This window comes from Serinibacter arcticus (genome assembly GCF_004786095.1).
GTDB lineage: Bacteria > Actinomycetota > Actinomycetes > Actinomycetales > Beutenbergiaceae > Litorihabitans > Litorihabitans arcticus.
In genome coordinates, this window is the sequence record NZ_RHPJ01000001.1 from 851,842 (window position 1) to 868,776 (window position 16,935).

At 73.0% G+C, this 16,935-nt stretch carries 17 protein-coding genes, 1 tRNA gene and 1 other RNA gene; 8 read left to right on the forward strand and 11 right to left on the reverse strand.

Going from position 1 to position 16,935, the window contains the following annotated elements:
- Nucleotides 1-89 precede the first annotated feature (89 nt).
- Nucleotides 90-668 carry a YdeI/OmpD-associated family protein gene (locus tag SERN_RS03955; RefSeq protein WP_135848765.1) on the forward strand — a complete coding sequence of 193 codons (579 nt, stop codon included), beginning with the start codon at nucleotides 90-92 and terminating at the stop codon, nucleotides 666-668.
- Nucleotides 669-685: 17 nt separating this feature from the next.
- Here the strand turns inward: SERN_RS03955 and ffs are convergent.
- Nucleotides 686-782: signal recognition particle sRNA small type (ffs, locus tag SERN_RS03960), an RNA gene on the reverse strand.
- A gap of 116 nt (nucleotides 783-898) precedes the next feature.
- On the opposite strand from ffs, the gene SERN_RS03965 reads away from it, so the two are divergent.
- Nucleotides 899-983 (forward strand) — tRNA-Ser (locus SERN_RS03965).
- A gap of 61 nt (nucleotides 984-1,044) precedes the next feature.
- On the opposite strand, the gene SERN_RS03970 is transcribed toward SERN_RS03965, so the two are convergent.
- Nucleotides 1,045-1,755, reverse strand: a complete 711-nt coding sequence (locus SERN_RS03970; RefSeq protein WP_135848766.1) for an AAA family ATPase — start codon at nucleotides 1,753-1,755, stop codon at nucleotides 1,045-1,047.
- A complete protein-coding gene (locus SERN_RS03975; RefSeq protein ID WP_135849019.1) occupies nucleotides 1,752-2,084 on the reverse strand; it encodes a winged helix-turn-helix transcriptional regulator in 333 nt (110 codons plus the stop codon). Before SERN_RS03975 ends, SERN_RS03970 begins: the two co-directional genes overlap by 4 nt.
- A gap of 70 nt (nucleotides 2,085-2,154) precedes the next feature.
- Between SERN_RS03975 and SERN_RS03980 the strand changes: the two genes are divergently transcribed.
- Nucleotides 2,155-4,431, forward strand: a complete 2,277-nt coding sequence (locus tag SERN_RS03980; RefSeq protein WP_135848767.1) for an LLM class flavin-dependent oxidoreductase — start codon at nucleotides 2,155-2,157, stop codon at nucleotides 4,429-4,431.
- An 81-nt stretch (nucleotides 4,432-4,512) separates the two neighbouring features.
- Here SERN_RS03980 and SERN_RS03985 read toward each other — a convergent pair whose 3' ends face one another.
- Complete coding sequence (locus tag SERN_RS03985; RefSeq protein WP_135848768.1) at nucleotides 4,513-6,042, reverse strand: catalase; 1,530 nt, start codon at nucleotides 6,040-6,042, stop codon at nucleotides 4,513-4,515.
- Nucleotides 6,039-6,512 (reverse strand): Fur family transcriptional regulator, encoded by a 474-nt coding sequence (locus SERN_RS03990; RefSeq protein ID WP_135848769.1) that lies wholly within the window; start codon nucleotides 6,510-6,512, stop codon nucleotides 6,039-6,041. Before SERN_RS03990 ends, SERN_RS03985 begins: the two co-directional genes overlap by 4 nt.
- 104 nt (nucleotides 6,513-6,616) lie before the next feature.
- Between SERN_RS03990 and SERN_RS03995 the strand changes: the two genes are divergently transcribed.
- Nucleotides 6,617-7,498 (forward strand): hypothetical protein, encoded by an 882-nt coding sequence (locus tag SERN_RS03995; protein ID WP_135848770.1) that lies wholly within the window; start codon nucleotides 6,617-6,619, stop codon nucleotides 7,496-7,498.
- Nucleotides 7,499-7,509: 11 nt separating this feature from the next.
- Here SERN_RS03995 and SERN_RS04000 read toward each other — a convergent pair whose 3' ends face one another.
- The 5 genes from SERN_RS04000 to SERN_RS04020 all read right to left on the reverse strand — a co-directional run bounded on the left by SERN_RS04000 (nucleotide 7,510) and on the right by SERN_RS04020 (nucleotide 12,293).
- Nucleotides 7,510-7,974, reverse strand: coding sequence for a heat shock protein transcriptional repressor HspR (locus SERN_RS04000; protein WP_135848771.1), 465 nt, complete (start codon nucleotides 7,972-7,974; stop codon nucleotides 7,510-7,512).
- Nucleotides 7,975-8,003: 29 nt separating this feature from the next.
- Nucleotides 8,004-9,020: a DnaJ C-terminal domain-containing protein gene (locus SERN_RS04005; protein WP_135848772.1), complete on the reverse strand. Its 1,017-nt coding sequence runs from the start codon at nucleotides 9,018-9,020 to the stop codon at nucleotides 8,004-8,006.
- 67 nt (nucleotides 9,021-9,087) lie between these two features.
- Nucleotides 9,088-9,723, reverse strand: coding sequence for a nucleotide exchange factor GrpE (locus SERN_RS04010; protein WP_233251444.1), 636 nt, complete (start codon nucleotides 9,721-9,723; stop codon nucleotides 9,088-9,090).
- Entirely contained in the window at nucleotides 9,720-11,579 is a 1,860-nt protein-coding gene (gene dnaK, locus SERN_RS04015; RefSeq protein ID WP_135848773.1) for a molecular chaperone DnaK, read from the reverse strand. Before dnaK ends, SERN_RS04010 begins: the two co-directional genes overlap by 4 nt.
- 117 nt (nucleotides 11,580-11,696) lie before the next feature.
- A complete protein-coding gene (locus SERN_RS04020) occupies nucleotides 11,697-12,293 on the reverse strand; it encodes a TetR/AcrR family transcriptional regulator (protein ID WP_135848774.1) in 597 nt (198 codons plus the stop codon).
- Nucleotides 12,294-12,381: 88 nt separating this feature from the next.
- Between SERN_RS04020 and SERN_RS04025 the strand changes: the two genes are divergently transcribed.
- Genes SERN_RS04025 through SERN_RS04040 form a run of 4 tightly spaced genes read left to right on the forward strand, consistent with a single transcriptional unit; the run spans nucleotide 12,382 to nucleotide 15,980 of the window.
- Nucleotides 12,382-12,768 (forward strand): DUF1304 domain-containing protein, encoded by a 387-nt coding sequence (locus SERN_RS04025; protein ID WP_135848775.1) that lies wholly within the window; start codon nucleotides 12,382-12,384, stop codon nucleotides 12,766-12,768.
- A gap of 59 nt (nucleotides 12,769-12,827) precedes the next feature.
- Nucleotides 12,828-13,844 (forward strand): NADP-dependent oxidoreductase, encoded by a 1,017-nt coding sequence (locus SERN_RS04030; protein WP_135848776.1) that lies wholly within the window; start codon nucleotides 12,828-12,830, stop codon nucleotides 13,842-13,844.
- Nucleotides 13,845-13,896: 52 nt separating this feature from the next.
- Nucleotides 13,897-14,472 (forward strand): sugar O-acetyltransferase, encoded by a 576-nt coding sequence (locus SERN_RS04035; RefSeq protein WP_233251445.1) that lies wholly within the window; start codon nucleotides 13,897-13,899, stop codon nucleotides 14,470-14,472.
- 47 nt (nucleotides 14,473-14,519) lie between these two features.
- Nucleotides 14,520-15,980 (forward strand): DUF2252 domain-containing protein, encoded by a 1,461-nt coding sequence (locus SERN_RS04040; protein WP_233251446.1) that lies wholly within the window; start codon nucleotides 14,520-14,522, stop codon nucleotides 15,978-15,980.
- 13 nt (nucleotides 15,981-15,993) lie between these two features.
- Here the strand turns inward: SERN_RS04040 and SERN_RS04045 are convergent, their stop codons facing one another.
- Nucleotides 15,994-16,821, reverse strand: coding sequence for an SDR family oxidoreductase (locus SERN_RS04045; protein WP_135848777.1), 828 nt, complete (start codon nucleotides 16,819-16,821; stop codon nucleotides 15,994-15,996).
- Between the last annotated feature and the right edge of the window lie 114 nt (nucleotides 16,822-16,935).

Below are 16,935 nucleotides of genomic sequence, written 5' to 3' on the forward strand. Positions count from 1 at the left end.
CGGGCGAGGGGCGCCGTCGTTCGACCACCGCCCTCCGCGAGAGCCGCGCAGCCCTGGCGGTGCGGGTGGTCGGCGCTACGGTCGGCACCATGGGAGCACTGGACGACGGCGAACGGGTGGTCGCGGCGGACACCACCGCCTGGCGCGCGTGGCTGGCCGAGCACCACGCGACCTCGCGCGGGGCGTGGCTGCTGCAGCCGCGGGCGGGGAACGACGACGCGAGCGTCGGCTACGAGGACGCGGTGCGCCAGGCGCTGTGCTTCGGCTGGATCGACGGGCCGAAGAAGGGCCTGGACCATCGCGTCGTGGCCCAGTGGTTCTCTCCGCGTCGTCCGACCAGCGGGTGGGCCGCGACGAACAAGGCGAGGCTCGCGGACCTCGAGGCCGCCGGACTCGTCGAGGACGCGGGGCGCCGCGCGATCGAGACGGCGAGGGACAACGGCTCGTGGACGGTGCTGGACAACTCCGAGGCCCTCATCGAGCCGCCCGATCTCGCTGCGGCGCTGGATGCCGTACCGACGGCGCGAGCGGCGTGGGACGCCTTCCCGCCGTCGGCGAGGAAGAGGGGGATCGCGGCGGTGGACACGGCGCGGCGGTCGGCCACCCGGGCGGCGCGCATCGCGGCGGTCGTGGCCGACGCTGCCGACGGTCGGCGCCCGCGGCCCTGACTGACGCGTCCGGGCATGAAAAGGACCCCTCGCACACCCGCCAGAGCTCACCTGCCCTTGCTGCCTTCCGGCCCTGGGGGAGTTCAGCGAGATGACGTCGCACGAGGGGTCTGTGTCCAGGATACCCGACCCCGGCGGGCCCCCCGATCGACCGGCCCGCGCGGGTCGATCGGCGACCACCACGGGCCGATTCGGCCTCACGCCTCGGGTCGGGTATCCTCGTTCGGCCGGGAGGATTCGCCTAGTGGCCTATGGCGCACGCTTGGAAAGCGTGTTGGGTGAAAGCCCTCGGGGGTTCGAATCCCCCATCCTCCGCGCAACGACGAGAGGCCGGACCGCAGCAGCGGTCCGGCCTCTCGCACGTCCGGCCCCACCGTCACCCGCCGTCGTCCGCCACGAACCGCTGCGGCGCCGCGAGGAATCCTCGCCACCCCCGGACGAGGTCGAGGTCGTCGTACGCGCACGAGCGGATGCCCCACTCCCCCACCTCCAGCAGGTCGGCACCGGGAAAAGCGGCGAGCACGGGCGAGTGCGTCGAGACGATGACCTGGGATCCGCCGTCGACCTGGTCGCGCAGCAGCCGGACGAGCGCGAGACAGCCCGAGAGCGACAGGGCGGCCTCGGGCTCGTCGAGCAGCCACAACCCGCGCACCCGCCAGCGCGCGGCGACGAGGTCGAGGAAGGACTCACCGTGGCTGCGCTCGTGCAGGCGGTCCGGCCAGCCCGAGTCCTCGAGGTAGCTGTAGAACGCGTGCATGGTCTCGGCCCGCAGGAAGAAACCCTTGCGGGGCGCCCCGGCACCCCTGATCAGGCGGAGGTGCTCGCCGAGCGAGGACTCGGTCGGCCGCGAGACGTGCTGCGCACCGGTCGATCCGCCCTCGGGGTTGAGGCCGTAGGCGATCGCGATCGCCTCGACGAGAGTCGACTTGCCCGAACCGTTCTCACCGGTGATCACCGTGACCGGGCCGAGGTCGAGCCCGACGGTCAGCATCTGCGCGACGGCGGGCATCGTGGCCGGCCAGCGGTCGCGCGGCGCGACGGCGAGCGGGTCCGCCTCGACCCGACGCACCGGCAGCAGCGAGATCATCCGGCGGCGCGCTCGAGGGACGCGGCGTGCGTCCAGCGCATCAGCGGCTGCATCGCCACGAGCAGGGACCGACCGCGATCCGTGAGCGTGTAGCGGACCTGGACGGGCGTCGTGGGCACGATCGTCCGCTCGACCAGACCCGCGTGCTGCAGCTCCTTGAGCCGCTTCGCGAGCATCCGGTCCGAGAGGCCCTCCACGGTCGCGGTGACCTGCGTGAACCGCGTGGCGCCGCGTCCGATCGCGAGCAGGATGCTGGAGGCCCAACGCTGCCCCACCAGCTCCATCACCGGGTTGATGCGTCGGCACAGCTCGTCGTCGATCAGCTCCATGGTCACTCACCCATCGTAAGCGACTCACCGACACGTTGCCCCGCTCCCGCGCGAGGCGGACGATCGAGACATGCCCGACTACGGCCACGACCTCGAGACCGGCGTCTTCCTCACGCCGTCCAACGCCTCCCCGCACGCGCCGGTCCAGCTCGCCCGGGAAGCCGAGGAGCTGGGCTTCGACCTGGCGACGTTCCAGGACCACCCCTACCAGCCGCAGTTCCACGACACGTGGACGCTCCTGACCTGGGTGGCTGCGAGCACGAGCCGGATCCGCCTCGCCGGCAACGTGCTCAACGTGCCGCTGCGCCAACCCGCGGTGCTCGCCCGGAGCGCCGCGAGCCTGGACCTCCTCTCGGGCGGCCGGGTCGATCTCGGCCTCGGCGCCGGCGGGTTCTGGGACGCGATCGAGGCGATGGGCGAGCCGCGCCGCACCCCGGGCCAGGGCGTCACCGCGCTGTCGGAGGCGATCGACATCATCCGGGGCATCTGGGCGGCCGACGACCGCTCACCGCTGCGCGTGGCCGGGCAGTTCCACCACGTCGACGGCGCGAAGCGCGGCCCGCGCCCGGCCCACCCGATCCCGATCGTCGTCGGCGCCTACAAGCCGCGCATGCTGCGCCTCGTCGGGCGGCAGGCCGACGGCTGGCTGCCGTCGCTCGGCTACCTCGGCGAGGACGGACTCGCTCCGGGCAACGCGACGATCGACGCCGCCGCCCGCGAGGCCGGGCGCGACCCGCGCGAGATCCGTCGCCTGCTCAACATCCAGGGCGCCTTCAGCGCCCGCACGACCGGACCGCTCCAGGGCCCGCCCGAGCGCTGGGTCGAGGACCTGCTCGCCCTCGCGCTCGAGGACGGCGTCGGCACGTTCATCGTGGCCACGGACGATCCGACCACGATGACGACCTTCGCCCAGGAGGTCGTCCCCGACCTGCGCGAGCGGATCGCCGCCGAGCGTCGCGTCCGCGGGACCACCACGGGCCCCGTGCTCAGCCCCCGCGCCGCCTCGCTCCGCCGCGACGGGATCGACTACGACGGGCTGCCGACCTCGCTGGTGGGCTCCGCCGTCGAACCCGGATCCTTCACCTACCCCCAGCACCGCGCGACGTACATGCGAGGCGGCCGCCCCGGCCTCGTGCTGCGTCCGGGCACGACGGCGGAGGTCGTCGAGGCTCTCGCCTTCGCCAGGGAGCAGCCCGTGCTCGGGCAGGTGCCGCTCTCGATCCGCTCGGGCGGCCACGGGATCTCGGGCCGCTCGACGAACGACGGCGGGATCGTCCTCGACGTCGGCCGGCTGGACACGATCGAGGTGCTCGACGCCGAGCGTCGCCTCGTGCGCGTCGGCCCCGGCGCGCGGTGGGGAGCCGTCGCGGCGGCGCTCGACAGCCACGGCTGGGCGATCAGCTCGGGCGACTACGGGGGCGTCGCCGTCGGAGGGCTGGCCACCGCGGGCGGCGTGGGCCTCCTGGGCCGCGAGCACGGGCTGACGATCGACGCCGTGCGCGCCGCGGAGATCGTCCTCGCCGACGGGCGGGCGCTCCGGGTGAGCGACACCGAGCACCCCGAGATCTTCTGGGCGCTGCGCGGCGCGGGCGCCAACCTCGGCGTCGTCACCGCCCTCGAGCTGGAGGCGGCGGAGGTCGGCGACGTCGGCTGGGTCCAGCTGGCGTTCGACGCGAGCGACGTGGCCGACTTCCTCACGGGCTTCGGGGCCGCGATCGAGGCGTCTCCGCGCGACGTCACGCTGTTCCTCGTCATGGGGGCGCCGCAGCGCGACGGTCGTGTGGTCGCGCAGGTCTACGGCGTCGTGGACCACAGCGACCCGGACACCGTGATCGAGCGGCTGCAGCCGTTCGCGGCGCTCGCGCCGCTGATCGGTCAGCAGGTGCAGATGGCGCGGTACGCGCAGGTGATGGGAGGCGCCTCCGACGCCGCGCACGCCGCCGTCGGCGAGCCGCACTCGCGCTCGACGCTCGTGGAGCACCTGACGCCCGAGCTGGCCCGCGACGTCGAGGCGCTGCTGCGCTCCGGGGCGACGCACTTCTTCTCGGTGCGGGCGGTCGGCGGCGCGATCTCCGACGTCGCGGCGGACGCGACGGCCTACGCGGGCCGGTCGGCGAACTTCTCCGTGACGGCGCTCGGGGGGCACGAGGCGGCCCTGGACGCCGGTTGGGCGGCGGTGCTCGCGCACGGCGAGGGCACCTACCTCAGCTTCGACACGGGTCCGGCGGCCGACGTCGTCGCCCGGGCCTTCCCGCCCGCCACGCTCGAGCGGCTGCGCTCGGTCAAGCGCGAGGTCGACCCCGGGAACCTGTTCCGGGACAACGCGTGGGTGATGGCGGGGTCCTGAGGACCCCGCCGGGCCTCGGGAGGAACGACGACGGGCACGGTCGGTCGCCGTCACCGGCGACCGACCGTGCCCGTCAGCGGCTCAGGCCTGGGTGACCAGGTCCTCGTCCACGTCCGTGCTCGGCGAGGAGTTCCCCGCCGTGTCGGCCTCACCGCGGCGCAGCGTCTCGCGCACCACGGTCTCCACGCGGGAACCGAGCTCGGCGTCGACGCTGCTCCAGTAGGCGAACGCCTTCACGAGGGTCGGCTCGGAGACGCCGCCGAGCAGGTGCCCGGAGATGTTGCCGACGAGGCGGTCGCGCGCCGCGTCGTCGAGCACCTCGCGCACGAGCGTGCCGGCCTGACCGAAGTCGTCGTCGGCCTCACGCAGCGTGTAGGCCTGGCGCACGAACTCGGCGTCGGTGGTCCACGCGTCGGTCTCGGTCACGGCCGAGGGGTCGGCGTGCGGGCCGCCGTGGCTGTTCGGCGCGTACACCGGACGGCCCTTCGGGTAGTTCTCGGTCCGCATCGCCCCCGCCTGGCTGTAGGACTGCACGGGCACCTGCGGCGCGTTGACCGGGACCTGCGAGTAGTTCGCACCGATGCGGTAGCGGTGCGCGTCGGCGTAGGAGAACACCCGGCCGAGCAGCATCTTGTCCGGCGAGAGGCCGATGCCGGGAACGAGGTTGGACGGCGCGAACGCGGCCTGCTCGATCTCGGTGAAGAAGTCCTCGGGGTTGCGGTTGAGCTCCATCGTGCCGACCTCGATGAGCGGGTAGTCCTTCTGGGACCACACCTTCGTCAGGTCGAACGGGTTGAAGCGGTAGTCCCGCGCCTCGTCGTAGGGCATGACCTGCACGTGCAGCGTCCACGTCGGGAAGTCGCCGCGCTCGATCGCCTCGGACAGGTCACGACGGTGGTAGTCGCCGTCGACACCGGCCATCGCGTCGGCGTCGTCCTGGCTGAAGAACTCGATGCCCTGGTCGGTCTTGAAGTGGTACTTGACCCAGAACTTCTCGCCGTCGGCATTGATCCACTGGAACGTGTGCGAGCCGAAGCCGTCCATGTGGCGCCACGTCCGCGGGATGCCGCGGTCGCCCATCAGCCAGGTGACCTGGTGCGCGGAGGCGGGGACGGCCGTCCAGAAGTCCCACTGCATGTCGTTGTCCCGCAGACCGGTGTCGCTGCGGCGCTTCTGGCTGTGGATGAAGTCGGGGAACTGCATCGTGTCGCGGATGAAGAACACGGGGGTGTTGTTGCCGACGAGGTCGTAGTTGCCCTCGGACGTGTAGAACTTCAGCGCGAAGCCGCGCGGGTCGCGCCAGGTGTCGGGGCTGCCCTGCTCGCCCGCGACGGTGGAGAACCGCGCCAGCATCGGGGTCTCGGCGCCGGGCTGGAACAGCTCGGCGCGGGTGAAGCGCGAGACGTCCTGCGTCACGCGCAGCGTCCCGAAGGCGCCGCTGCCCTTGGCGTGCACGACGCGCTCCGGCACGCGCTCGCGGTTGAAGTGCGCGAGCTTCTCGATCAGGTAGTGGTCGTGCAGCAGGATCGGGCCGTTCGGGCCGACCGTGAGGGAGTGCTGGTCGCTCCCGACGGGGGCGCCGAAGTCGTTGGTGGTGCGGGGGATCGTCATGCTGGTCCTTCCGGCAGGGCGGTCGACGCCGTGACCCGGACGGGCCCCGTCGCCTCGGTCTGGCACCGGGAGCAGAGCCCCCAGTAGGTCACCTCGGACTCCGCGAGCGCGAAGCCGTGGTCGAGTGCGGGCTGGAGGCACACGGCGTGCCCGACGGCGCAGGGCACGTCCACGATGAGGCCGCAGCCCCGGCACACCAGGTGGTGGTGGTTGTCGCCGACGTCGAGCTCGTACCGCGCGGCGCGCGCACCGGTCGGGTCGACCCGGCGGACGAGACCGCTCAGCGCGAGGGCGTTCAGCACGTCGTAGACGGCCTGCACCGAGACGGCGTCGAGCGACTCGCGCACCTCGCGCACGACCTCCTCGGCGCTCGCGTGGGGCCGACGGCGGAGCGTCGCCAGCACGGCCAGCCGGGGCCGCGTCGCGCGCAGGCCACGGCCCCGCAGCGCCGTGACGTCGAAGGCCTCCATGGCTTCGACCCTACGTTGCTGTCTTGAACGATTCCAGTGTGGGGACCCTTACCCGGCTCGATCCACCCGGCCGATCCCCGCGCCGTCGCCCTACGCTGACGGGTATGAGCGCCTACCCCGACTACCTGCCCCTGGGCCCCGGCCCGCGCCCGATCGACGGCGCCGACCTGCTGGCCCGCGTGCGCGCCGTCGCCGGCGACCAGGGACTCGGAGGTGCGCTGGCCGCCGGGATGGACGCGGTCCTGGCCGGCACGACCGTGATCCTCGACGGCGACGACGTCACCTCGGCCGTGGTGGACGCCACCGGAGTCGTGATCCCCGAGTCGGCCTTCACGTCGGCGGCCACGGCGGACGCCGCCGACCTGACCGACCTGCCCGCCGTCGTCGGCGAGACGCGCGGAACGATGCACCTCGGCACCTTCCAGGCGCACCCGATCACGGTCGCCGACGTCCCGGTCGAGATCGACGCCGAGGTGCGGGACCTCCCGCTGCGGTGGATCGACGCGGCGGACGGGACGGTCGGCGTCGAGCCGCTGCCGCCCACCGCCGAGCACCCGGTCACCGGGCACCTGCGCGTCAGCGCGCCGAAGGCGGCGGTCCTCGACGCCGTGCGTCGTGTCGCCACGGCCGTCCTGGCCGAGCAGGGGGTCACGCTGGTGCGGCTCGACGTGGAGCTCACCTCCACCGGGCCGCGCGAGGTGCGGCTGCGGGCCGAGGCCAAGCTGCGCCGGGGGATCCTGTCCGCCTCGGCGCACGCCAGCGGCACCGCGACCGTCGACAGCGCGCTCGTGCTGCGGTTCTCCGACGTGTCCCTGGGGAGCGCCAACCCGATCGTGGCGGGGCTGCTCGCCGTCGCTCGCAGTCGCGTCCAGGAGGCCACGCGGCGGCCGATCGACCTGGCCGAGCAGCTGCCGCCGGGTGTCAGGGTCGCCGATGTGCGCCTGGACGCCGGTACCGAGCTCGTGCTGAGCGCGCGCCTGGCCTGATCGACGGCGGATCAGCGCCCGCCGCGCCAGAGCACGAGCGCGCCGGCGCCGGAGGACCGGGGACCCCCGGAGCCGTCTGTGCCGTCCGCGCCGTCGGACGCCGTCGGGCGGAAGCGCGCCCGACGGCCGCGCGGGACCGACTCGACGTCGCCCGTGGTGCTCGCGGCGAAGACCCGGGAGCCGGGATCGATGATCGCCCGGAGGCCCTCGAGCGCCGCCAGGAGCGCGGCGTTCTCGCGCTGCAGCTCCAGGATGCGACCGATGCCCTCGAGGTTCACGCCCTCCGCGGAGAGGCGCTGCACCTCGCGCAGGGCCGCGACGTCCCGGAGCGTGTAGCGCCGGCCCCGGCCCGCCGTGCGGTGGGGCACGACGAGGCCGAGCCGGTCGTACTGCCGCAGCGTCTGCGGGTGCATCCCGGCGAGCTCGGCGGCGGCGGACACCGTCAGGACCGGTGCGTCGTACGTCCTGGTGACCATCGCTCCTCCTGGATCCGTGCCGGCGTGCGCTACTGGGCCGCGGCCGCCGCGAGCCCGGCGCGCGGGTCCGCCTCGGCCGTCGCGGCGGCGAACGCCTCGACGGCGCTGCGGGCCGCGTCCGTCAGCCGCTCGGGCACCGCGACCTCGACCGTGACGATGAGATCGCCCGTGCCGGCGGCCGTGGTGATGCCCTTGCCGCGCACCCGCAGGCGCTTGCCCGACGGCGACCCCTCCGGCACGCGGACGCGCACCGAGCCGCCGTCGAACGTCGGCACGGTGATCGTCGCGCCCAGCGCGGCCTCCGCGAACGTCACGGGGACGGTGACGCCGAGCGTCGTGCCCTCGAGCGTGAAGACCGGGTGCGGCGTCACCGTGACGGCGACGACGAGGTCGCCCGCCGGACCGCCGCCCTGTCCTGGACGACCCTTGCCCCGCAGCCGGATGCGCTGGCCGTCGCGCACCCCGGCGGGGATGCGCACCTTCATCGAGCGACCCTCGACCGAGACCGGCATCTCGCCGCCCTCGACCGCGAACCGGAACGGCAGCGTGAGCGTCGCGGTCAGGTCGGCCCCCTGCTCGGGTCCGGCGAAGCCGGCGCGACGACGTCCGCCGGGGCCGGCCGCTCCCCCGAACATCCCGGACAGGATGTCCTCGAAGCCGCCGCCACCGCCGCCGAAGCGGGCACCGCCGGGCGCACCGGAGGCGCCGGGTCCACCCTGGCCGCCGCTGAAGACCCCACCGAAGAGGTCCTCGAAGCTGCCGCCACCGCCGCCGGGGCCGCCGGCGCCCGCGGTGAAGCGGGGTCCGCCGCCGGCCATGGCGCGCAGGCCGTCGTACTGCTTGCGCTGCTCGGCGTCGGACAGGACGGCGTACGCCTCGCCGATCTCCTTGAAGCGCGACTCGGCCTTGGCATCACCCGGGTTCTGGTCGGGGTGGTAGGCGCGGGCCTGCTTGCGGTAGGCCTTCTTGATGGCCGCGTCGTCGGCATCCTTGGGCACGCCGAGCATGGCGTAGAAGTCCTTCTCCAACCAGTCCTGGCCGCTCACGGGCGCCTCCTTCCGTCGTCCATCGGTCCTCCGAGGCGGTCTCGGCGGGGGGCGGTGCTGCTGACGATCATTCCGGTCCGACGACGCCCACGCGAGCCGGGCGGATGACGGCGCTGCCGCGGCGGTAGCCGGGCTGCGCGACCATCGAGACGGTCGTCGCCGTCGCGTCGGCCGACGTGGCGTGCATCAGCGCCTCGTGGTGGGCGGGGTCGAACTCGTCGCCCACCGCCCCGAACCGCTCGACCTCGAAACGCGCCACCAGCACCTGCTCGAGCTTCTCCGCGACGGCCAGGAAGGGCCCGTCGAGGTCGCCGTGCTGCCGCGCGAGCGCGATGTCGTCGAGCACGGGCACGACCGCCTCCACGACGTCGGCGCGACCGCGGTCGCGCGCCGCCGCCTCCTGCTCGCGCGAGCGCTTCACGAACGCGTTGTAGCGCTGCTCGATGTTGTAGGCGTCGGCCTTGGCGCGGGCGAGCTGGTCCTGCAGGTCCAGCAGCTCCGCGCGCTGCTCGTCGGCCTCGGGCGCGCCCTCGACCGCCTCACCGTCGGTGCCGGCCACGCCCTCGGCGCCCGACGACGGGACCTGCGTCCCGTCGTCGGCCACGTCGGCTGCGTCGCGGCGCTCGTACGTCTCCGGGTCCATCCGCCGCTTGTCGCGGATGATGGGCTGCTCCGGCTGGTCGTCGTACGAGGCCCCGGTCACTTCTTGTCGTCCTCGTCCTCGACGACCTCGGCGTCGACGACGTCATCGTCGACGGGGGCGTCCTGGGCGTCGGCGGGAGCGCCGTCGGCAGGGCCGGATGCGTCAGCCTGCGCGTAGAGCGCCTGGCCGATCTTCTGGCTGACCTCCGAGAGCGTGGCCGTGGTCGTCTTGACGGCCTCGACGTCGGTGCCCTCGAGCGCCGTGCGGACGTCGGCGATCGCCGTGCGGACCTCGCTCGCGACGTCCTCCGGCAGCTTGTCGGCGTTGTCGGTCAGCTGCTTGTCCATCGAGTAGGCCAGGTTCTCGGCCGTGTTGCGGACCTCGGCCTCCTCGCGGCGGGCGGCGTCCTCGGCGGCGTGCGCCTCGGCCTCCTTGATCATGCGGTCGATCTCCTCCTTGGGGAGGGCGGAGCCACCGGTGATCGTCATGGACTGCTCCTTGCCCGTGCCGCGGTCCTTGGCGGACACGTGCACGATGCCGTTCGCGTCGATGTCGAAGGTGACCTCGACCTGCGGCAGGCCGCGCGGGGCGGGCGCGATGCCGGTCAGCTCGAAGGTGCCGAGCGCCTTGTTGTCCGAGGCGAAGTCGCGCTCGCCCTGGTAGACCTGGATCAGCACGGACGGCTGGTTGTCCTCGGCGGTGGAGAAGACCTCGCTGCGCTTGGTCGGGATGGCCGTGTTGCGCTCGATGAGCTTGGTCATCACGCCACCGCGGGTCTCGATGCCGAGCGACAGGGGCGTCACGTCGATGAGCAGGACGTCCTTGCGGTCACCCTTGATGACGCCGGCCTGGAGCGCGGCGCCGACGGCGACGACCTCGTCCGGGTTGACGCCCTTGTTGGGCTCGCGGCCACCGGTGAGCTCCTTGACGACCTCGGTCACGGCGGGCATGCGGGTGGAGCCACCGACGAGCACGACGTGGTCGATCGCGGAGACGTCGATGCCGGCGTCCTTGATGACGTTGCGGAACGGCGCCTTCGTGCGCTCGAGGAGGTCGGCCGTCATCTGCTCGAACTGCGAGCGGGTCAGCTTCTCCTCGAGGTGGATCGGGCCGTTCTCCGTCATGGAGAGGTACTGCAGCGAGATCGTGGTGGCGGTGGCCGAGGAGAGCTCCTTCTTCGCGGTCTCGGCGGCCTCGCGCAGACGCTGCAGCGCGATCTTGTCCTTGGAGAGGTCGACGCCGTAGGCGTTCTTCACCTGCGTGACGAGCCAGGCCACGATCGCGGCGTCCCAGTCGTCGCCGCCGAGGCGGTTGTCACCGTTGGTGGCGCGGACCTGGATCGTGGAGAAGTCGTCCTCGTCCTTGCCCACCTCGAGCAGGGAGACGTCGAACGTTCCGCCACCGAGGTCGAAGACGAGGATGAGCTCGTCCTCCTTGCCTCGCTCCAGGCCGTAGGCGAGGGCGGCGGCGGTGGGCTCGTTGACGATGCGCAGCACGTTGAGGCCGGCGATCTGGCCGGCGTCCTTGGTCGCCTGGCGCTCGGCGTCGTTGAAGTAGGCCGGGACGGTGATGACGGCGTCCGTGACGGGCTCGCCGAGGTAGGACTCGGCGTCCTTCTTCAGCTTGCCGAGCACGCGTGCGGAGATCTCCTGCGCGCTGTAGGACTTGGCGTCGATGTCCTGGCTCCAGTCGGTGCCCATGTGGCGCTTGACGGAGGAGATCGTGCGGTCGACGTTCGTGACCGCCTGACGCTTGGCGACCTCACCGACGAGGACCTCGCCGGACTTGGAGAACGCGACGACGGACGGCGTGGTGCGCGCACCCTCGGCGTTGGCGATGACCGTGGGCTCGCCACCCTCGAGGACCGCGACGACCGAGTTGGTGGTTCCGAGGTCGATACCGACTGCTCGTGCCATGTCTGTACTGCTCCTTCCGGACCCGCCGCGAGGTGCTGCGTGGTCCACCTTGAGTCTGATGTGCTCAAGTCTGCGCCTTCGACCGGAGGGCGTCAAGTCACCTTGAGTCCAATCGACTCAACCTTGGGCGCGGGTGCCGTGCTCCACGAGTGCGAGGGCGCCGTCGAGGCCGCGAAGGGCGCTGTCGTTGTCGACGCGCGTCAGCGCGAGCGCCGAGACCACCAGCGCGGTGCACGCCTGGGCCAGGCGCTCCACGCCGCCCTCCCCCTCGTCGGGGAAGCGCGCCCGGACCCCGGCCGCGAACGCCGCGAACAGCTCGGCGCGGTAGGCGGCGACGGCGTCGCGCACCGCGGCGTCGCGCGCGATCGGCGCACCGGCGGCGTTCAGGAGCAGGCAGCCGTTGACGGCCGTGAACGACGCCGGTTCGGCGAGCGCCGCGCGCAGCCCGAGCAGGTAGGTCGCCAGGGCGTGGGGAGCGACGGCGGTCAGCGTCAGCGGGCGCAGGCGCGGGCGGACGACCTCGTCGAGGTAGCTCGCGACGGCGGCGTCGAACAGCCCTCGCTTGCTCCCGAACGCGTGGTAGATGCTGGAGCGGTTCAGCCCCGTGGCGACCTCGAGGACCGGGAGCGCCGCACCCTCGAAGCCGTGCTCCCAGAACACGCTGCGCGCCGCGCGCACCACGTCCTGCGTGACGTACCCCTGCACCCGACCCACACCGACCCCTTTCGCCAACCGATCGGTTCAGTATATGTTGAACCGGTCAGTCCAGAAAAGGTTGTGATCGACCGCCAGGAGGAACCCCGTGATCGTCGTCGGACTCGTGCTCGCAGCGCTCGCCGCGCTCATCCACGTCTACATCTTCGTGCTCGAGTCCCTCCGGTGGACCTCACCGCGGTCACGCGCCCTGTTCGGCACCACGCCGCAGGAGGCCGAGGCCACGCGGGCGATGGCCTACAACCAGGGGTTCTACAACCTGTTCCTGGCCGTCGCCGTGATCGTCGGGATCATCGCGCTCGCCGCGGGGAGCACCGCCGTCGGCGCGACGCTGGTGTTCACCGGCGCGGGGTCGATGGTCCTCGCCGGCCTCGTGCTGCTCACGTCCGACCGCAGCAAGACCTCGGCCGCCCTCAAGCAGCTCGTGCCGCCGCTGCTCGGGATCCTGGCGCTCGCCGTGGGCCTCGCGCTCTGACCGACGCACCACCCGCACCCGCCACCCGCACACCCGCACCACCCGAGGAGTCTCCCCGCATGTCGCACGCCGTCAGCATCCAGGTCCAGCTCGTCCGTCGCCCCTCCGGCTGGCCCGTGCCGGAGGACTTCCGCACCACCGAGGTCACCTACGGCGACCTCGCGCCCGGCCAGGTCCGCGTCGCGAACGCGTTCGTCTCGGTCGACCCCTACATGCGCGGCCGGATGAACGACGTCAAGAGCTACGCACCCCCGTACGCGCTCGGCGAGACGATGACGGGCGGCGCCGTCGGCCGGGTCGTGGAGACCACCGTCGAGGACCTGCCGGTCGGCACGGTCGTGCTGCACCAGCACGGCTGGCGCGACGTCGCGCAGGAGGACGCCGGCACGTTCCGCGCCGTCGCCGAGGTTGCCGGCGCCCCGCTGTCCCTGCACCTCGGCATCCTGGGGATGACCGGCCTGACGGGCTACGTCGGCCTGACCGCGATCGCACGCATCCAGCCCGGCGACACGGTGTTCGTCTCGGGCGCCGCGGGCGCCGTCGGCACGGCAGCGGGTCAGATCGCACGGCTCCTGGGCGCGAGCCGCGTCGTCGGGTCGGCCGGATCGGCGGAGAAGGTCGCGCTGCTGACCAAGAGGTACGGCTACGACGCCGCGCTGAACTACCGCGACGCGCCCGTCCGCGAGCAGCTGCCCGCGCTGGTGCCGGGTGGCGTCGACGTCTTCTTCGACAACGTCGGCGGCGACCACCTCGAGGCCGCGCTCGACGCCATGAACCCCGGCGGCCGGATCGCCCTGTGCGGCGCGATCGCCGGCTACAACTCCACCGAGCGGACGCCCGGCCCCGACAACCTCAGCAACGCCATCACGCGCGGCCTCACGCTGCAGGGGTTCACCCTCGGCGGCTACGGACACCTCGCCCCCGAGTTCGCCGAGCACATGACCGGCTGGTTCGCCGACGGCCGCATCGCCTACGACGAGACGGTCGTGGACGGGATCGAGAACGCCGTGGACGCGCTGCTCGGGATGATGCGCGGCGAGAACACCGGAAAGATGGTCGTGGCCATCGGTTCCTGACCGGGGGACGCGGGCTGGACGGACCGACGCCTCCCCCGGTTCCGCTGCCACGATGACAGGCATGGGAGAGCAGGCGGAGCGCCTCGCGCGCGGTGAGTGGTACCTCGACGACGACGAGCTGCGGGAGCGTCGCCGCGCGTGCGGCCGGCTCCTGGACACCTTCAACCGCGCCGCGTCCGACGACGACGAGGGCCGCCGTCGCGCCCTGGGCGCCGCGTTCGGCGAGCTGGGTGAGGGCGCCGTCGTCGTCCCGTCCTTCCGCTGCACCTACGGCTCGCACATCCGCCTCGGCGCCCGGGCGTTCGTCAACGCCGGTGCGTTCCTCATGGACGACGCCGCCATCATCATCGGCGCCGACGTGCGGATCGGACCCGGCGCGCAGCTCATGACGGCACAGCACCCCGTCGACGACCACGCGCGCCGCCGGGCGGGCTGGGAGCGCGCGCTGCCCATCACGATCGGCGAGAACGCCTGGCTCGGGGCGTCCGTCACGGTCGCGCCCGGCGTCACGATCGGGCGCAACGCCGTCGTCGGCGCGGGCAGCCTGGTGCTGCACGACGTGCCCGACCACGTGGTGGCGGTCGGCTCCCCCGCCCGCGTCGTGCGGCACACACCGGTCGAGGGCTGACCGCGCGGGACGACGGCACGGGACGGGCGCTGCCTAGACTCGCGCTCGTGCCCCAGTTCACACAGCTGCTCCGACCCTTCGCGGGCAGCGACCCGCTCCACGGCTCCCCGAGCCTGCGCACGCGCCTGGTCAGCCGGACCGAGCGCGAGGCGATCGGCCGCGCGATGCGCGAGTCGCGCCCGATCTCGGCCATCGGCACCTGGGACGTCGTCGCCGACCGGCCGCAGGTCGTCGAGCTGATCGAGGCCTCGCACGACGGTCGGCTGGAGCACCTCGTCCCGATCCGGGTCGCGCGCATGATCGGATCGCCGTACGGGTTCCTGCGCGGCAGCGCCGTCGTGATGGCCGACGACGTCGCACGCCTGCCCGTCTCGGGCATCACCCCGGTCATCGGCGGGGACTCCCACCTGGGCAACTTCGGCTTCTACCGCTCGCCCGAGGGCGAGCTGGTGATCGACATCAACGACTTCGACGAGGCGCACGTCGGCGCCTGGGAGTGGGACCTGGCTCGGCTGACGGCGTCGATCTGGGTCGCCGGGCGCGAGAACTCCCTCGGGGAGGACGCGTGCCGCAGCAGCGTCGAGGCGTGCGTGCGCGCGTACGCGGGCGAGGTGGCGCGGCTGGCACGCATCCCCCTCCTGGCACGCTCCTTCGAGCGGATGGACGTCACCCAGCTGGCCGAGGCCGCGAGCGACCCCGGCCTGCGCACCGCGATCCAGCGGGCGGCGAAATCGGCGCGCAAGCGCACGAGCGACCGGGTGCTGCCGAAGCTGACGAGCGAGAACGAGCTCGGCGAGCGCGAGATCGTCGCCGAGCCGCCGCTGGTCGAGCGGCTGGACCGGCGCGGGGCCGAGGAGGTCGCGCAGGGGCTCGACCACTACCTCACCACCCTGCCCGCGCAGTGGCGCCGCGTGCTGGCCTGGTACCAGCTGTCCGACGTCGCGCACAAGGTGGTCGGCGTCGGCAGCGTGGGGCTGCGCGCCTACGTCGCGCTGCTGGAGGGCACCCATCCCGACGACGTCCTGTTCCTGCAGCTCAAGCAGGCCCGCCGGTCCGTGCTCGCGCGGTACGTGCACGGCGAGCACGCGTGGCACGACCACCAGGGCCAGCGCGTGGTCGAGAGCCAGCAGGCGCTGCAGACCGTCTCCGACCCGCTGCTGGGCTGGACCACGTTCGGCGGCAACCAGTACTACGTCCGCACGTTCCGCAACATGAAGGGGACCGTCCCTCTGGACGGCCTCGACGCCGCAGCGCTCGCCGACTACAGCCACATCGTCGGCACGCTGCTGGCGAAGGGGCACGCGCGCACGTCGGGCGCCTCGATGATCGCCGCCTACCTCGGCGACGACGACGCCCCCGCGCAGGCGTTCGCCGCCTTCGCGCGCGGGTACGCCGACCAGACCGAGGCCGACCACGCCACGCTCGTGGCCGCCGTGCGCGCGGGCCGGCTGCCGGTCGCCGAGGGCTTCGTGGGTTCGGCTTTCCGACCGGGGGACGCTCCCGCCTGAGCCGGAGGGCGCGTCAGATGATGAGCGACTGCCCGCCGTCGATCCACATCTCCGACCCCGTGATGTGGCTCGAGGCGTCCGAGCCGAGGAACCAGATCAGGTCGGCGACCTGGTCGGCCGATCCGGACTCGTTGCCCGTCAGGGGGATCTCGCCCTCGGGGTAGGTGGCCTTCACGCCGAGCTCGTCGATGTCGCGGTGCTCGGTGTTGTCGCTGATCTCCGTGTCGATGGCGCCGGGGCAGATCACGTTGACCCGCACCTTCGCCGAGGCGAGCTCGACGGCGATCATCTTCGCGAACGCGACCTGGCCGGCCTTGCTGGAGGCGTAGGCCGAGGCCCCGGTGTTGCTGAACGTCCGCGTGCCGTTGATCGAGGACACGATCACGACGGCGCCGCCGCGCACCTTGAGCAGGGGGACGGCGTACTTCACCGTGTGGAACGTGCCGGTGAGGTTGGTGGCGATCGTGCTCGCCCACTCGTCGGGCTCGAGGTCCTCCAGCGCGGCCCAGACCCCGTTCACGCCGGCGGAGGCGACGACGACGTCGATCCGCCCCAGCTCGGACTCGACGCGTGCGATCGCCTCGCGCACCGACTCGGCCTTCTCCGCCTCGACGCCGAGCGGCAGCGCCCAGCCGCCGGCCTCACGCACCTCCTCGGCCGTGCTCTCGGCGGTCGCGAGCGAGTGGCCGACGACGACGACCCGCAGGCCCTCCTTCGCGAGCCGCAGCGCGGCGGCGCGGCCGATCCCGGAGCCGGCACCGGTGACGAACGCGACGCGGGAGTCGCCGTCGGGCGCGGAGGTGGTGGACGTGGTCGAGCTCGGGGCGCTGTCGTTGCTCACGGTCGTCTCCTCGGGGTCAGGGAGCCAGCGGTGCTGGTCGGGTGGTCGGCGCGGCGCTCGGGACGCCGCCTCTCGACCGTAACCCCGCGACGGCCCCGCACCGCGGGTCGGGCT

Bases quoted from the DNA above. Each gene is read 5' to 3' on its own strand.
- SERN_RS03975 (WP_135849019.1), bottom strand. From the start codon at position 2,084: ATGGAGCTGATCGACGACGAGCTGTGCCGACGCATCAACCCGGTGATG.
- SERN_RS04000 (WP_135848771.1), bottom strand. From the start codon at position 7,974: ATGGTCACCAGGACGTACGACGCACCGGTCCTGACGGTGTCCGCCGCC.
- SERN_RS03995 (WP_135848770.1), top strand. From the start codon at position 6,617: ATGAGCGCCTACCCCGACTACCTGCCCCTGGGCCCCGGCCCGCGCCCG.
- SERN_RS03970 (WP_135848766.1), bottom strand. From the start codon at position 1,755: ATGATCTCGCTGCTGCCGGTGCGTCGGGTCGAGGCGGACCCGCTCGCC.
- SERN_RS03955 (WP_135848765.1), top strand. From the start codon at position 90: ATGGGAGCACTGGACGACGGCGAACGGGTGGTCGCGGCGGACACCACC.
- SERN_RS03985 (WP_135848768.1), bottom strand. From the start codon at position 6,042: ATGACGATCCCCCGCACCACCAACGACTTCGGCGCCCCCGTCGGGAGC.
- SERN_RS04030 (WP_135848776.1), top strand. From the start codon at position 12,828: ATGTCGCACGCCGTCAGCATCCAGGTCCAGCTCGTCCGTCGCCCCTCC.
- dnaK (WP_135848773.1), bottom strand. From the start codon at position 11,579: ATGGCACGAGCAGTCGGTATCGACCTCGGAACCACCAACTCGGTCGTC.
- SERN_RS03980 (WP_135848767.1), top strand. From the start codon at position 2,155: ATGCCCGACTACGGCCACGACCTCGAGACCGGCGTCTTCCTCACGCCG.
- SERN_RS03990 (WP_135848769.1), bottom strand. From the start codon at position 6,512: ATGGAGGCCTTCGACGTCACGGCGCTGCGGGGCCGTGGCCTGCGCGCG.
- SERN_RS04035 (WP_233251445.1), top strand. From the start codon at position 13,897: ATGACAGGCATGGGAGAGCAGGCGGAGCGCCTCGCGCGCGGTGAGTGG.